General features: G+C 67.1%; 7 protein-coding genes and 1 pseudogene. 4 read left to right on the forward strand and 4 right to left on the reverse strand.

Features of this window, described 5'->3' with window-relative positions; all coding sequences use genetic code 11:
* Window positions 1-219 precede the first annotated feature (219 nt).
* The 4 genes from OG293_RS24315 to OG293_RS24330 all read left to right on the forward strand — a co-directional run bounded on the left by OG293_RS24315 (window position 220) and on the right by OG293_RS24330 (window position 12943).
* The gene (locus OG293_RS24315) at window positions 220-1761 is read left to right on the forward strand and encodes an FG-GAP repeat domain-containing protein (RefSeq protein ID WP_406000904.1); all 1542 of its coding nucleotides are present in this window, start codon (window positions 220-222) and stop codon (window positions 1759-1761) included.
* 53 nt (window positions 1762-1814) lie between these two features.
* Window positions 1815-5432 carry a LamG domain-containing protein gene (locus OG293_RS24320; RefSeq protein ID WP_406000905.1) on the forward strand — a complete coding sequence of 1206 codons (3618 nt, stop codon included), beginning with the start codon at window positions 1815-1817 and terminating at the stop codon, window positions 5430-5432.
* Window positions 5433-5531: 99 nt separating this feature from the next.
* Window positions 5532-12434, forward strand: coding sequence for a polymorphic toxin-type HINT domain-containing protein (locus OG293_RS24325; RefSeq protein WP_406000906.1), 6903 nt, complete (start codon window positions 5532-5534; stop codon window positions 12432-12434).
* Entirely contained in the window at window positions 12434-12943 is a 510-nt protein-coding gene (locus OG293_RS24330) for an SUKH-3 domain-containing protein (RefSeq protein WP_406000907.1), read from the forward strand. Before OG293_RS24325 ends, OG293_RS24330 begins: the two co-directional genes overlap by 1 nt.
* 114 nt (window positions 12944-13057) lie before the next feature.
* On the opposite strand, the gene OG293_RS24335 is transcribed toward OG293_RS24330, so the two are convergent.
* The 4 genes and pseudogenes from OG293_RS24335 to OG293_RS24350 form a co-directional block, all read right to left on the reverse strand.
* A complete protein-coding gene (locus OG293_RS24335) occupies window positions 13058-14302 on the reverse strand; it encodes a tyrosine-type recombinase/integrase (protein WP_406000908.1) in 1245 nt (414 codons plus the stop codon).
* The gene (locus tag OG293_RS24340) at window positions 14302-14529 is read right to left on the reverse strand and encodes a helix-turn-helix domain-containing protein (RefSeq protein WP_406000909.1); all 228 of its coding nucleotides are present in this window, start codon (window positions 14527-14529) and stop codon (window positions 14302-14304) included. The genes OG293_RS24335 and OG293_RS24340 overlap by 1 nt, the downstream gene beginning before the upstream one ends.
* A pseudogene (locus OG293_RS24345) lies at window positions 14529-15973 on the reverse strand (replication initiator). The gene OG293_RS24340 and the pseudogene OG293_RS24345 overlap by 1 nt, the downstream one beginning before the upstream one ends.
* Before the next feature lie 149 nt (window positions 15974-16122).
* Entirely contained in the window at window positions 16123-16551 is a 429-nt protein-coding gene (locus tag OG293_RS24350) for a hypothetical protein (RefSeq protein WP_406000910.1), read from the reverse strand.
* Window positions 16552-16601: the final 50 nt, after the last annotated feature.

The raw sequence follows: 16601 nt of genomic DNA on the forward strand, positions 1-16601 counted from the left end.
GCCGCGCGGCTGGATCAAGAGAGCATACGGACTCACTGAAGTGCGGTCGAAGTGACGGAAGTTGGTCGGCTATGGGTCCAAGTACGGCTTTGTGTGCGGTTGTTGTGATCATGTTGTGATCGATCAGAGGTGATGATGTCGGAAATGTGATTTGATTGGTTCGTAACGCCCCGTCAGAGTTGTCCCTGGTTATGACCAAAACCATGGGTGGGGAACTTAATGTCGGGCGTAGGGAAAGGCTGGCGGCGCTGCGCCGTCGGTGTCGCCGCAGCAGCATTGCTGTCGATCGGTCTGGGGGCGGCGTCCCCGCAACCCGCGTCGGCCGCCGCCGCGTGTGCAGGTGGAGTCGACAACGACTTCAACGGTGACGGGATCCGGGACGTAGCCATCGCCGATCCCATGGCCACGGTCTCCGGCGTGGAGCGAGCGGGTCAGATTCACGTCGTCCTCGGCGGCGGCAAGGGAACCGTCCAGGTCTCCCAGGACATGCCCAACGTCTCCGACTCGGCTGAATCGGGTGACCAGTTCGGGTTCTCTCTGGCTGTGTACGACGCGGACCTGGACGGCTGCAGCGATCTGGCCGTCGGTATTCCCTACGAGGACGTCGGTACGACGCCGGACGCCGGGCTCGTCCATCTCATCTACGGCTCGACCGCGGGCATCGGACAGGGCACCCCTGACAAAGGCTTCAGGCAGGGTCCGGACGGCCGACTCGGCGAGAGCCTCGAAGCCGAGGACTGGGTCGGGTATTCCGTCGCGACGACCAAGTCGACGACGAACAACGTGTTCCTGATCATCGGCATACCGGGTGAAGACGGCACCGGGAAGCCGGACATGGGCATGGTCAGCTGTGTCTTCGGCGCGGACCAGAAAGTCGCCTCGGTCACTCAGGACAGCCCCGGTGTCTGGGAAGACGCCGAAGCATACGACCAGTTCGGTGCGTCGGTCGTGGCGACGGGACAGGTCTTCGTCGTGGGGGTACCGGGTGAATCCATCGACACCGACCTCGCCGCCGGCGCGGTGATGGCTTTCCAGCCTTCGATCACCACCGACGGGATTCCGAAGCCGTCCTGGGGCATGGGACAGACGCGGGCGGGGGGCACCGAACAGTCGGCCGAATCCGGGGACCGGTTCGGCACCGCCATGGCCATCGCTCCCTACCGTCCGGCGGGTGCCTCCGCGGCCACTGATGTCCTGCTGGCTGTCGGCGCTCCGGGCGAGGACCTGGCAGGCGCGGTGGACACCGGAGCCGTGCAGATCTACCACGCCACGGCGGCAGGCTCGGTGACTCAACTGCAGTGGCTGGACCAGAACTCGCCGGACGTGGAAGGCGAGGCCGAAGCAGGAGACTTCTTCGGACAGCGCCTCGCCGCGGTGAACACCACACCAGGTGCCGTGAGCACGTCCGCCACCATGCGTCTCGCGGTCGGCGTGCCAGGCGAAGAATCGTCCGAAGAGAACCGGGACAAGGGCGGCGTGCAGGTCTTCCCCATGGTGGGTGCCCCGGGTGCTTCCGACAGTTGGCTCGAACCGGGCAACGGCATTCCTTCGCCGCCGGCCACACAGCTCCTGGCTGGGCTGAGCGTCGCTAGCAGCCCGTCCCTTCTGTACGTCGGCATTCCCTACGGCCCCGCCGAGGGACGGGCGGTGTACGGATTCCCGTGGAACGTGGTCTCCGGGGGCGCTCCGACGCAGACCTGGAAACCGGGTGAAGGCGGCATTCCGGCCGGTGCCGTTTCCTTCGGCGCCGTTGTCCGCTGACCGCATCGTCCGAACCCGGAGAAATTGACGTGAGAAATATGGGGAGGGGAATCGTGTCCACGCGCAAACGGCGCAGTGTTCTGCTGCGCGGAGCGGTGGTGGCCGCGGCGACCGGGGCGGTCCTGACGGGCGGCCTGACAGGCGTTCAGAGGCCGGCCGAGGTGCCAGTGGCGGCGGAGGCGTCCACGCCCGGTCCCGCCCAGACAGAAGACCAGGCTCGCGCGGTCGCCAAGAAGAGCGGCGAGCGAGTCGAGGTCCTGGCGCTGCGCACAGCGCGCCGAGAGATCTTCGCGGAGCCGAACGGCAGCTTCACCGCCCGCGAGTACACGCAGCCGGTGCGCACCATGCGGGGAGGCAAGTGGGTCGGCATCGACCCCACTCTGGTGAGGCGCGCGGACGGATCGCTGGTGCCTCGGGCGAGCGCTGTCGATGTGTCGTTCTCGTCGGGCGAGGCGGGCAAGCCGTTCGCGTCCCTGCGGCGCGCGGGCCGTGAGCTCGCGTTGACCTGGCCGTACGGCAAGCTGCCGGCTCCCGTTCTCAAGGGGAACACGGCGACGTACACCGACGCTCTGCCCGGCGTCGATCTGACCGTGCGGGCCGAGGCCGACGGATTCGGCCATCTGCTGGTCGTCAAGACGCCTGAGGCGGCGACCGATCCCCGACTGGCCAAGGTCGACCTCGGGCTGACGGCCGACGGCCTGAAGGTCCACGAGGACGCGTCCGGTGCGCTCAGGGCCGAAGACGCCGCGGTCGGGGGCACCGTCTTCGAGGCGGGCAAGCCCACTATGTGGGACTCGGCAGCCGTCAAGGAGGCCGCGGAGGCAAAGCCTCGGAGCGTCAAGGCCGTCAGCAGAGCATCGTTCGTAGGGAGCCGCGCCGCCGCCCCTGCCCGTGCCGAGGCGCCCGCCCCGGCTCTCGAAGGGCCTGGCGGGGGTGGTCGAACCGCACCCCTGAACGTGGAGATCGGCAAGGGCAAACTGACGCTCGTACCCGACCGCAAGCTGCTCACCTCGGCCGACACGGTCTTTCCAGTCGTGATCGACCCGATCCAGCGGACCACCGCGAACTCCGCGTGGACCGGTGTCATGTCCGGGATGCCGACCGAGCAGGACTGGAAGTATTCCGACAGCGCCGGCGTGGGCAAGTGCCCGACCGACTTCAACCCGGTGTCCTGTAAGGGTGTCGACGTCCGGCGACTGCTCTTTACGCTGCCCATGTCGTTCTACAAGCGCAAGCAGATCCTCGGCGCGACGTTCTCGGCCCGGGTGGCGCACATCTACAGCGCGACGCCGACCGCCGAACCCATTCAGCTTTACCGGATCGGCGGCGCGAACTACTCGATCACATCGTCCAGCAACTGGTCCAACACCAAGGACGACTGGTCCGACTATCTCCAGACGGTCGACAAGGCGATCTCGCCGACCGGCTGCTCCAACCAGGCCAACCTGCACTTCGAGAGCGGCGCCACCGGGGAACTGACCAGCGAGGTCAAGGCGGCTGCGGCCGGGGGCTGGTCTTCGATGACCCTCGGTCTGAGGGCCGCAGACGAATCCCGATTCGCGGAGTGGAAGCGCATCTGCGGCAACGCGTACCTCTCTGTCAGCTACAACACGCTGCCTTCGCCGATCACGGCAGGCATGATGTCCAGCAACCCTGGTGGCGGCTGCAAGACGGGTACCGCACGCCCCTACAGCGAGGTGCCGCCGGTGATCTCCACCGAGGCGCGCGACCCCGACCATGGAAATGGCCGAACGGACAAGGTTCAGGTCCAGTTCAAGGTCGAGTGGACCGACAGCGCCGGAGCGCCCCAGTCGTACACCGCCAACACGGGCTATCTCTCGCCCATCGCGGGAACGAAGTTCACCCATCAGGTGAGGTCCACCATTCCCCAGAACAAGGTGATCTCCTGGAGCGCCCGAGCCTTTGACGGCGACGGGTGGAGTCCGTTGCCCGTGACCAAGTGCGAGTTCATCTACGACGCCACCCTGCCCGGCAAGCCGAATGTTCTGTCCAAGGAATACCCGTCCGACACCGTCTACCACGACGGCGTGGGCACGTACGGCACTTTCACCTTCACTCCCAACCCGAACGACTCGGTCCCGGACACCGATGTCGTGAAGTACCGCTATGCGTTCGACGCGACGGCATCTCCCGTCACCACCGTTCCCGCCAAGACGGCCGGTGGTCCCGCGTCGGTCACCTGGATGCCCTCTCGGGACGGCATGCACTGGCTTGAGGTCATCGCTGTCGACAAGGCGGAGAACCCGAGCACCATTCAGCGGTACGAGTTCAGGGTGAGTGAGGGCAAGCCGGTCGTCGGCCAGTGGAACCTCGCGGACGAACCCGGCAGCACAGAGGCGCATGACCAGGAGGGGAAGTTCTCGGCGACCGCCGGCAGCGGCGTGGCCTTCGGTATCGACGGCCCCGGCGGCAAGTCCGACTCCGCCGCGCACTTCGACGGCACGTCCGGCGCCTACCTCGACACCGCCGAGACCGTCATCGATTCCGCCAAGGGCTTCAGTGTCAGCGCCTGGGTGCGACCGACCGCGCTCGACCGTGACATGGCGATCGTCAGCCAGGACGGCACAGGGGAGCCCGGCTTCACTCTCGGCTACAACTCCATCGCCAAGACCTGGTCCTTCTCGATTCCCGTCGCGGACGTGGACACCATCGGCGAGTGGAAAGCCGTCTCCACTGGCCTGACCGTGGTCAAGGACCAGTGGGTCCTGCTGACCGGTGTGTACGACGCGCAGAAGTCTCAACTGCAGCTGTATGTCAACCAGACGCTGAAGGGCGTCGCACAACGCCCCGCCGTGTGGAAGTCCTACGGCTCGCTGCAGATCGGGCGCTCCACCGCCAAGACCGGCTACCGGAACTTCTTCGCCGGCGACCTCGCGGAGGTTCGGGTCTTCGACCGGGTCCTGCCTGCGGCGCAGGTGGCGGAACTCATGACAGTGAAGGCGGAGCGCAAGGACTACTGGATGCTCGACACCGCGTCCAGCGGTGTGTCGCCGGAGGCGGGCACGCCGAACGGTTCGTCGCTGAACCTGACCGGAAACGCCTCGATCTACCGCCCGGACCCGGACCCGCTCTCGGGAGACGTGCCGGCCATGGTCGGCGGCGGGCACATGATCCTGGACGGCGACGGTGACTACGCGTCGACGTCATCAGCTCCCGTCACAGGTGGGTCGAGCTTCACGCTGGCAGCCCGGGCGCAGCTCACGTCCGTGGATCCGGAGAAGTCGCAGACCGTCCTCTCGCTGCCGGGCACGGCCGCCAATCGTGTCGCGGTCCGCTACCACGCGGATCCTCAGGGCGGTAAGTGGGAGCTGGTCGTGTCCAAGACCGACGCTGCCGGTGCCGAGGTCAAGGTCTTCAACGATGACCAGACACTGCCCGACACGGATGGTGCGGGCCAGCACCTGGCAGTCGTCTATGACGCGGTAGCGAATCAGATCCGGCTGTACGTCGACGGTCAATTGGCCAGCACGGCATTCGGAACCGAAACCACACTCTGGGCCGCCGGTGGCGGTCTGCAAGTGGGTCGCTCCGCCGTCGGAGCCGGTGAGTACTTCGCCGGCGCCATCGACGAAGTCCGTGCCTACACCGGTGCGGCCGACCCGACCAGGGTGAAGCAGATGGCGGCACAGATCTCACAGCCCGACCTGTAAATCGGGCGCGGGTGTCCCGGCTCGACCCGGGCCCGGGACACCCGCCACTTCTACCGTTCGTTCGTTCCGACTTCCTGTCTCGATCTGTGGAGTTCTCTGATGCCTCTGCGTGGCCGCTTGGTAAGCCGCCGCATACCCAGACGTACCCTCGCCGCCACCGTGCTGGGGCTCTCCCTCGCGCTGTCCGCTTCCTCGGTCCAGGCTGTGGCTTTCGCCGACGAGGAGGGCCGGGGCCGGCCTGGTGTACAGGACTTCGGTGACCCCGTCGAGGGCACCAACGGCAAGGTCAAACAGCGTCCCGCGGACGCCGCGCGAAAGGCCGCCGTTCAGCGGCTCGACAAAGCCACCTGGCCGAAGCAGGGCAGCGCACAGGTGCCCGTTTCGGCGGCGGCGTCCAAGTCGCCCGCCGAGGTGAAGGCCGGCGGACTCCCCGTCTCGGTGACGGCGACGAAGTCCGTCTCCAAGGCCAAGGCTGCTCCCAAAGACGCGGTCCCGGCGCCGGACAAGGTCAAGGTCGATGTCCTGGCACCTGAGCGAGCGGCCAAGCTGGGCGCGGGCGCGCTTCTTCGCGTGCGGCGAGCCGATGACGCGGACAAGGCTGCCAAGGTTCGCCTGAACGTGGACTATTCGACCATCGCCGAGGGCTTCGGCGGCAATTACGGAGCCCGGCTCCGCCTGGTCCAGCTGCCCGCGTGTGCGGCAGTCGCCGAGCCGGGGAGCAAGGCGTGCCCCGAGAGCCCGAAGCCGCTGGCGACGGTGAACAACGTCAAGGACGGAACGCTCTCGGCCGACGTGATGGCCGCGCCGGCGCAGTCCGGTATATCCACCATGGACGTCCAGGGTGAGTCCCTGGTGGCACTTGAAGCCGGTCCGTCCTCGGCCCAGGGCACGTACAAGGCAACGGCCCTGTCTCCGTCGGCGAGCTGGAACGTCGCTCCTTCGTCGGGCGGCTTCAGCTGGAACTACCCGCTGCGCACTGTGCCCACACCGGGTGGCCAGACGCCCACCATCGGCCTCGGCTACTCATCCCAGTCGGCCGACGGCCGGACGTCCGCCACCAACAACCAGGGCTCCTGGATCGGTGAGGGATTCTCCTACGACCCGGGTTATATCGAGCGCCGCTACAAGCCCTGTTCGGACGACGGCCACTCCGGCTCGGGCGAGCAGTGCTGGGCGTTCGACAACGCGACCATTCTGCTGAACGGCAGCGCAACCGAGCTCGTCAAGGATGACGAGACCGGTCAGTGGCGCCTTGCGTCGGACGACGGCGCCAAGGTCGACAAGCTCACCAACGCGACCAACGGCGACAACGACGGCGAGCACTGGCGAGTCACCACCACCGACGGTACGGAGTACTACTTCGGCCTGAACCGCCTGCCGGGCTGGGGGACCGGCGACGAAGAAACCGGATCGGCTTGGACGGCTCCCGTGTTCGGCGACGACCCCGGAGAGCCCTGCTACAACGCCACGTTCACCAGCGCCCACTGCAAGCAGGCCTGGCGCTGGAACCTCGACTACGTCAAGGACACCCACGGCAACGTGATGTCCTACTTCTACGCGCCGGAGACCAACCACTACGCGCTGAACGGCAAGACGGACGTCAACGGCACGGCGTACCACCGCGGCGGATATCTGAAGCGGGTCGACTACGGTCAGCGTGACGGCCAGGTCTACGCGGCCAAGGCCCCGGCCCGTGTCTCGTTCACCACCGCCGAGCGGTGCCTGCCCTCGGCCAACTTTGACTGCGCGGAGAGCAAGCGCACAAAGGCAAACGCCGCCTACTGGCCTGACGTCCCCGTCGACCAGGAGTGCAAGGCCGACACCAAGTGCAAGGTGGGGCAGACGTTCTGGACCACGAAGCGGCTGACCGGTGTCACCACGCAGATGCGCAAGGACGCCACCACCTACCAGGACGTCGACGCATGGACGTTCACGCACCTGTTCACCGACAACGGCGATGACTCGAAAACGCTGTGGCTGTCGAAGATCGACCACGAGGGCAGGGCCGGCTCGGCGGTCCGTCTGCCGTCTCTTGAGCTCTACGGTCAGCAGCTCGTCAACCGTGTCGACGCGATCGGCGACAATCTGGCGCCGTTCCACCGGTTCCGGCTGGCGTCAGTATTGAGCGAGACGGGCGCCCAGCTGGACGTCAACTACGCGCCGACCAACTGCACCAAGGGCACGCTGCCCAAGCCCGGTGAATCGACGAAGCGCTGCTACCCGGTCAAGTGGGCCCCGCCCGGACACATCGAGCCGATCACGGACTGGTTCCACAAGTACGTCGTCGCGGAGATCATCGAGACCGACCGGACCGGCGGTGGTGAGAGCCTGGTCACGCGATACGACTACCAGGGCAATGCCGCATGGCGTAAGGCCGAGCCGGACGGCATCACGGAGGACAAGTACCTCACGTGGGGCGGATGGCAGGGATACGGCAAGGTCAAGGTCACCAGCGGGAGCGCCGACCAGCAGATCACCCGCATCGACTACACGTACATGCAAGGCATGGACGGGGACAAGGACCCCGACGGCGGGATGCGTTCGGTCAAGGCCCAGGATTCCACGGGCACCGAGTACACCGACTCCAAGGAGTTCACCGGCTTCGAGCTGGAGGCAGCGACCTACGACGGTGCCGAACTCCTCTCGAAGGTGATCAGCACGCCGTGGAAATACAACACCTCCACGCAGACGAAGAGCTGGGGCACCAAGCACGCGACGATCGTGAAGCCGGAGACCACCCGGGGCTTCACACCTCTCGCGGCCGGTGGCTGGCGTGAGACGAAGTCGACGACTAAGTACGAGACGGCGAACCACACCGGGCGGGTCTACGAGGCCGAGGATCTGGGCGACGTATCGACCCCCTCGGACGACACCTGCACGCGTACTTGGTACGCCGACAGAGCGGACAAGAACATCCTCTCGCTGCCGTCCCGCAGCGAGTCCGTCGCCGTCAAGTGCGCCGCAACGCCCAATCGCAAGACCCAGGTGATCGCGGACGAGCGGACCTCCTACGACGGAGGCGCCTTCGGCTCTGCCCCGAGCACGGGCAACGCGACGAAGACCGAACGCCTTACCTCTCACGATGGCACCACCGGTACGTATCAGGTCACCGGTACCACGGTGTACGACGCCTTCGGCCGTCCGACCTTGCAGAAGGACGGGGCCCAGGTCGAGACCAAGACGGCATACACCGATGTGAACGGTCTGATCTCCAAGACCACGCTCACCAATGCCCTCGGCCACGTGACGACCACCGACTACGCCCCCGCCTGGGGCCAGTCGGCGGGTCAGACGGACCCGAACGGCAAGCGCACCGACCTGGCGTACGACGGCCTCGGCCGACTGACGTCCGTCTGGCTTCCGGACCGCGCCAAGACGCAGACCCCGAGCATCAAGTACTCGTACAACGTCCGTCGGGACAAGGTCGTCGCGATCAAGACCGAGAAGATCGAGATCGACGGCTCGTACGGGTCCGAGTACCAGCTGTACGACGGTCTGCTGCGCCCCCGCCAGATCCAGACCGAGGGTCTGGGCGGGACCAGGATGGTCGCCGATTCGTTCTACGACGGCACCGGCAAGGTGAAGAAGACCAACGCGACCTACAACGCGGCCGGTGTTCCCTCCGACGAACTGCTGATCGTGCCCAACGGCGAGGTCCTGGGCCAGAACCTCTTCAAGTACGACGGCCTCGGCCGCAAGACCGCGGACATCTTCGCGGTCTCGGGGGTCGAGCAGTGGCGCTCGACCACGACGTACAACGGCGAGCGCGTCGAGGTGGACCCGCCGATTGGCGGCGTGCCCACGACGACCGTCAGCGACGCCGGCGGCCACATCACGGAAATGTGGCACCACCACGGGACGTCGCCGAGCCCGAGCGCCGGTCACGACACGACCAAGTACACCTACACGCCGTCGGGGAAGCTCGAGACGGTCACCGACGCCAAGAACAACGTATGGCGATACGAGTACGACCAGTTGGGCCGCAAGACGAAGACGATCGACCCCGACGCCGGCCCGTCGACCACGACGTACGACGCTCTCGACCGTCCGGTCAAGGCGACGGACAGCCGGAACAAGACGGTGTCGACCGTATATGACGAGCTCGGCCGCCCGGTGACGACCTGGGAGGGCGATCCGACCACCGGGACCAAGCTCACGGAGACCCGCTACGACAAGGCGGGCTGGCTCGGCCAGGCATGGGCATCCCTGCGCTACATCTCCGGCACCGAGTACTTCGCGTCGGTCACCCAGTCCCTGGACAACTTCTACCGACCGCTCAAGACGGCCTACACCGTTCCCGCCTCACAGGGCGCCGCGCTCGCGGGCACATACGTCTTCAGTACTGCGTACAACCGTGACGGCACCGTGCAGTCCGCCGGCCTCCCCGCAGCGGGCGGCCTGCCGGCCGAGGTACTCGTCCCGACCTATGACGAGCTGCAGCGGCCGACGAAGCTCACCGGCACGACGCCGTACGTCACCAACACGGTCTACTCGAACACCAGCCACCTCCAGCAGCTCGAACTGTCCACCGGGACCGGCAAAAAGGTCTGGCAGACCTTCGCCTACGAGACCGGCACAGACCGGCTCACCCGGTCGGTCCTCGACATCGCCGGCGGAGCCGCTCCGGTGAAGGAGTCGAACTACTCCTACGACCAGGTGGGCAATGTCATGTCCATCTCGGACACGGCGAACGCGGGCGCCCCTGATGTGCAGTGCTTCGCATACGACTACGCGCAGCGGCTCGCCGAGGCATGGACCCCTGCGTCCACCGCGACGGACGCGGCGGGCTCCGGCACGGTGGGGACAACCGCTCCCGTGGAGGGGACAAAGCCCAAGGCGTGCGCGGAGGCTCCCGGGGCGAACCCGTTGGGCGGGCCCGCTCCGTACTGGAAGTCGTACGTCACCGACGCGATCGGCAACCGGACGTCCGAGACAGTGCACGACGTCGGTCTCAACTCTTCGAAGAACGTCGTACGCACCTTCACTTATGGTGGTGCCGGGACGGCGGGCAAGGGCCCGCACCAGCTGACGAAGCTCGTCGAGAACATGCCGACCGGAGACCGTCAGACGACGTACACCTACGACGCTACGGGCAACAGGACCACGCGGACCATCGCCGGCGACACCCAGTCCCTGGAATGGGACACGACAGGCAAGCTGAAGAAGGCCACGGAAGCCGACGGCAAGGAGTCGAGCTACCTGTACGCCGCCGACGGAAGTCGCGTGCAGCGCAAGGACTCCACCGGCACCACGATCTACCTGCCCGGCATGGAACTCCGGCTCCCGGTCGGCGGCTCCACGGCCGAAGGTACGCGCTACTACTCGCACGCGGGGCAGACGGTGGCAGTCCGCACCAAGGACGGAAAGCTCTCCTTCATCGCGGCGGATCATCACGGCACCGGTGAGCTGGCGATCGATTCGGTGACGGGAGGGGTTTCGCAGCGCCGGTTCGACCCGTACGGAGTGGAGCGCGGCGAGGCGACGGGCAAGTGGCCGGGAGAGAAGGGCTTCGTCGGGGGCACGACCGACGCCTCGACAAGGCTGACACATCTGGGTGCGCGTGAATACGACTCGGCCATCGGCAAGTTCATCTCTGTTGATCCGGTCATCGACTACACAGCGCCCGAGCAGATGAACGCGTACTCGTACGCGCACAACTCGCCCGTGACGCTGTCGGATCCGGACGGACTGGACCCGTGCGGCGGCCTGAAGTGCGGACACCCCGGCGACAACTGCGCTGACATCCACATCTACTGCCTGAATCCACTGCCTGACGCCGCCACCGACACTGCGACGAAGGAAGTCGCGAAGGCCAAGGAGCAGCAGTCCCAGGCCGGCCAGGTGATCAAACAGGCGGCCAAGGCCCTCGTCAAGATCGCCCGGGACCTCCTCGGAATCGACGCAGCGCTGGACTGCTTCTCCAGCGGCGACCTCGGCTCCTGTGGTGAAACGGCTCTGAACATCGCAGGCAGCTTTGCCGGCGGCCTGGCAGGCAAGATCCTCGCCAAGTACGGGGCGCCGTGGAAGTGGGTCGAGGGCGCGAGGCTCGCCAAGCGAGTGGCCAACCTTGTCGGTGACCTCATCGGCGGCGTGATGGACATGATCAAGACGTCCGGGGCGGTCAAGAAAGCCGAGAAGGCTTTGGCGGCTGCCCGCGCCAAGGCGCAGGCTGCCCTGGCCAAGGGCAAGGCGTTGCTGAAGAAGGATCCGCAATGCCACAGCTTCCTACCCGGAACTGCGGTGCTCCTCAGCGATGGCACCACCAAACCGATCGAAGAAGTGGCACTTGGCGACAAGGTCACTGTCACCGACCCGGAGACGGGTGAGGCCGTCACCCGCGAAGTCGTCGGCACGATCGTCACTGAGGACGACAAACACTTCGTCGATCTGACCATTGCCGATGAGGGCGGCGAGGCCGCACTCATAGCGACCACAACGCACCCCTTCTGGGTGGAGAACGAGCACAGGTTCGTCAAGGCGGGCGACCTGAAGCCCGGCATGCTGCTGCGCACGCCTGAGGGCAAGACGTCCCCGATCGAGAGCCTGCGCTTCTTCGATAAGCGTCAACGCACCCACGACCTCACGATCAACGGTATCCACACGTACTATGTGCTGGCGGGGGCCACGCCGGTCCTCGTTCACAACTGCAACCTGGGTGACTATGCCGACAGTGTTCGCAACGAACCTGGGGTGAAGTTTGCCTCCGAGTACACATCTCCTTCAGGCGCGAAGTACTACGGCCGCAATAAGCACGGCCAGCAGGCAGAAGGGCCGTTGGCGGATGCACTCGAACGGACAGGTCACCATGGAGGGTGCGCGGAGGTGCACTGTCTAATTCAGGCGCAGGCGGCGGAGGGGCCCGAGGCCATCAGGGGTGGAACCATGCAAACGGTAAGGACACGGAATAACTCCATGCCGACATCGAATACGGATGGGCATGGTGAACCGGCTCACCCCTGCGGCCGTTGTGGCAGGCTGCTGGAAGACCTGGAGATCAACTGATGTCCCTGATTCGCTTCGACTCGCTCAGCGAGGATCTGCTTGGGGCGCTTGTTGCGTCCGGATGGAGCGCAGGCAGGAAGGTTGACACAGGTCAATGGGTGGAGCCGCTGGAGGGTGAAGGGTACCGGTCCCACCCATTGGCAGAGGAAATCCTCGCGGCGCTGGGAGGGCTCTCAATCGAGCCGGTCAATCGAGTCGGTCCGAACTTCAGTAATGACGAGCCTTACAATTTCGATCCCATCGCCGCTGGATCAGGGCAGCGTGATCTAGCAATAGAGGTGGAGAGTGTTCTCGGTGGGGACTATTTCCCCATCGGTGAATGGCTCAGTTATTCAAGCGTGTTCGTCGAAGCTGGGGGGAGGGTGGTTGCTGCTGGCATGGGCTGGATTTGGGAGCTTGGTTCCACCTTTGAAGACTCCCTAGAGTTGGCAGTCTGCGCGAATCGCCCACTGATCTGCCTGTACTCCGATCCGGGACTCGATTCTTGGCCGGGACCTGATTCTCGTTAGTGAATCTCGGCCGCGTAGAGCTTCGTCTAACGGAGCTTCTGGCCTGGTTGACGGCAGTAGTTGACGGCAACGGCGGCGGACACCTGGGTGTCCGCCGCCGTTGCCGTACGTATGTCAGGGGTGGTCGAGGGCGCGGCCGAGGGAGTCGATGGCGTCTCGCTGGAGGCGGAGTCGGACGTGGGCGTAGACGGTGGCGGTGACGCCGATGTGGGCGTGGCCGAGGAGTTCCTTGATCACGACGAGTTCGATGCCCTGCTCCAGGAGCAGGGTGGCGGTGGAGTGCCGGAGGTCGTGGAAGCGGATGCGGCGGAGGCCGGCCTTGCGGAGGAGCGTGGTGAAGGTGCGGGTGAGGTTGGTCGGGTCGATCGGTCTGCCCTGCACTGTGGTGAACACGTGCGCGTCGTGCTGCCACGTGGTGCCCGCGGCCTCACGCTCGCGCTCCTGCTGCTCGTGGTGGAGCTTCAGCGACTGGATGCAGCGGGTGGGAAGGGCGATGCGGCGCTCGGAGGCGCGCGTTTTGGTGGGCAGCGTGGTGAGCCCGCCGGTGCTGGTGCGCTGGAGTGTGCGGCGGATGGCGGCGGTGCCCGCGTCAAGGTCGAGGTCCTCCCAGCCCAGGCCGACGAGTTCTCCTTTGCGGAGTCCGGTGTGGAGGGCGAGTTCGAACAGCGCGTGCAATCGGTGTCCGCGTGTGACCACGAGGAACTGGCGGGCTTCGTCGGCGGTGAGGGGTTCGAAGCGCCGGGGCCGTGGGGTGCCGGTGCGGACGTTGCGGGCAACGTTGCGCGGGATCTCCTCCTCGCGGACGGCGTGTTCCAGGGCGGACTTGAGGACGGAGTGGATGTAGGCGAGCGTCAGCGGGGAGAGCAGCTTGTGGCAGCACTGGCCGGCGGCGCAGCAGAGGGGCTGGTCGCGCCGGGCGTCGATGCCGTGCGTGCAGCACTGGCATGTGGTGCGGAGCTGGTTGAGCCAGGTGCGGATGTCCTTGGCGGTGAGCTTGGTGAGCTTTTTCTTGCCGAGTCCGGGGATGAGGTACCGGTTGACGCAGGTGGCGTAGCGGGTGTGGGTGTTCTCGCGGAGATGGTGGACGGCGACGTTCTGAAGCCAGTACGTCAGGTACGCGGCCAGGCTGCCCTGTGCGGAAGGGGCGGGGATGCCGCGGTTGCTGGTGGCGATCTTCTCGGTGAGCTTGGTCATCGCGTCTTTGCGGGTGGTGCCGTAGACGCGGACGCGCTTGCGGGTGTTGCCGGGGGCGAGGACGTATCCGGCGGCTTCCCAGCGGCTGTCCTTGCGCTGGTAGACGGTTCCGTCGCCGTTGGCGCGCACGCGGCGGGAGGCGGGGTTGTCGCGGGGTGTGGTCATCAGGCGGCGGCTTCCTGTTCGAGGCGGGTACGGATGAAGTCGTTCAGAGCGTGGGTGGGGATGCGGCGGGCGCGGCCGAGGGTGATCGAGGCGAGCTGGCCGGTGCGGAGCAGGTCGTAGACGGCGGAGCGGCCGAGCTGGAGGCGGGCCATCACCTGGGGCACCGTGAGCAGATCCGGTGCCGGTACCGCCTCCGCGTGGAGGACGGCGATCGGGGGTGAGGCCATCAGCAGCCCCCTTCGGCCGCGAACCGCCGTTCCAGTTCCTTGCGGTGCCAGACGTCGGCCGCGAGGAGGGCAGCGCCGGGGCTGTAGCCCGATCCGAGGTAGCCCCAGTGACCGACGACGAGGGTGGTCGTGGGGTCAGACTCGGGCAGGACGGTATGGGTGTGGGCCTGTTCGGTGCGCCAGGCACGGCGGGCATCTCGCAGCGCGCCGAGGGTGGTGGAGTAGCTGCGGGACTTGGTGGAGAAGTGGCCGCGGAAGCCGAGCATGTGAGCCCACTTCCAGAGCTTGAGGTGGGCGAACTCCGGCAGCTTTCCCAGCTCCCAGCAGGTGCGGATCATCCGTCGCACATGCTGGGCGACGGCGAGCCGGGACAGCGGCAGAGCCTGCCCGGTGCCGCCGCACGCGGTGCACGGGAGCGGCGTCCCGTGGGGCAGCACGGTGGCGCCGCGTCCCTGGCAGGGGCGGCAGAACAGGGCGCGGTCGAGGGCGCCGGAGGCGTCGGCGGACTTGGTGGCGTACTTCGCCACATAGGCGGCCACGGCCTGGTCGGTGAATTCGGCGTCAGTGCCGAAGGAAGCGATCTCGCGCACGTCGAACTGCTCGCCCCAGCCGAGTTCGCGTTCCCCGACCCCATCCGACTCGACCGTGACCCGGACCCGTGCGGCGGCGGCACGGGCGGCCTTGGTGAGTACGGCGACGGTGGCGCACGGCGGCGGGGACGTGGTGTTGCCGTCCGGGCCGTCGAGCCGGATGACGGCGTGGAAGTGGACCAGGCCACGCTGCTGGTACTCGGCGACCTTCGCGAAAGAGACCCGCAGGACCTCATGGGCAGCCTTCTGGGTCATGCCGAGCCCGGCGGCGATCTCGCGGCGCAGGTAGGTGGTGAAGCGGGCCCACAGGGCGGAGGCATGGGCGTTGAACAGGACCGCGCCCTCGTAGTCGTACGTCGCCGGGTTCAGCGGCGTCCCGAGCAGGGCGTCGTCAGGTTCGTGGAGCTTGCGGCAGCGGCAGGGCCGGACATCGCCGCTGGGGGTGGTGGGGCGGTTGTGGACGGGGCCGAACGACGGCGGGGTGAGGGTGGCGAAGACGCGGGGGTGGGTGCGGACGGTGTCGGGCACGGTCTTGCCGCCGGAAAGGCCGGCGCGGATGAGGTGGTAGGTGTTGGCGGCATACAGGCGGGAGCAGGCCGGCAGCGGGAGGCGCGGCGGTTGCCGCACGCCGTGAGCAGACTGCCCGTGGGCTCCTCGGACGAGGTGTAGGAGCGCAGCACCTCACCCGTCGCCGTGTCGACGGTGGTGGTGTGGCCGGTCAGGCGGACGGGTTCGGTGCAGCCGCCGAGGCGCTCGATCTGCTGCTGTGCGCGGTCGAAGTCGGGGTGGTTGACGAGGTGGAGCAGATCCCGCACGGCGGGGCTTGCCACGTGGTGCAGGTCCAGGGTGACCATTCGGGGCGTGTCCCTTCTGTTCGGGTGGTGTCCCGAGCAGCAACCAGCCGGGTCTGTGGGCGTGTTAGTGCTGCTCGGGGCATGACGAACCAGGCCCAGAGGCGGGCGTTGGGTTCAGCGAGGGGGGTTCGGCCGATGTGGGCCGGGATTCAGAGCTGAGCGAGCGCGGCGGTGGCCACCGGCAGGGCGATGCCCATGCGCGTTCCCAGGTGGGCGGCGGTGATTGGTGTTCCGTGCTCGGTGCGGTGGGTGTCCGCGATGCGCCGGGCCGCGTCCAGCAGGGCGGCTGGCAGGACCGGGCCGGAGGCGGGCCGGGTCGTCTTGGTGACGGCGACGGGCAACGCGGCCGCCGGAGCCGGAGGGGGCTCGGGCGCGGGTGCTTCGTCGGGCACCGGTTCAGAGATCGGGGCGGCTGCCTCCAGGTGCGGGGTGGGGTGGGTGAGGGTGTGGAACTGGGCGAGGAAGGCGGGGCCGACGTGGCCCCAGCCGAGCAGCAGGAGCGGGGCGACGGTGTCCAGGCAGGCCCGTCCGTAGCGCCCGGCCAGCAGCGGTTCGGCGGTGTTCAGGGCGAGGTACACGCCCGAAGAGCAGGCCGCTGGCGTCCAGCGCCTGCACGACCGGCTGAACG

This window comes from Streptomyces sp. NBC_00829 (assembly GCF_045161795.1).
Lineage (GTDB): Bacteria > Actinomycetota > Actinomycetes > Streptomycetales > Streptomycetaceae > Streptomyces.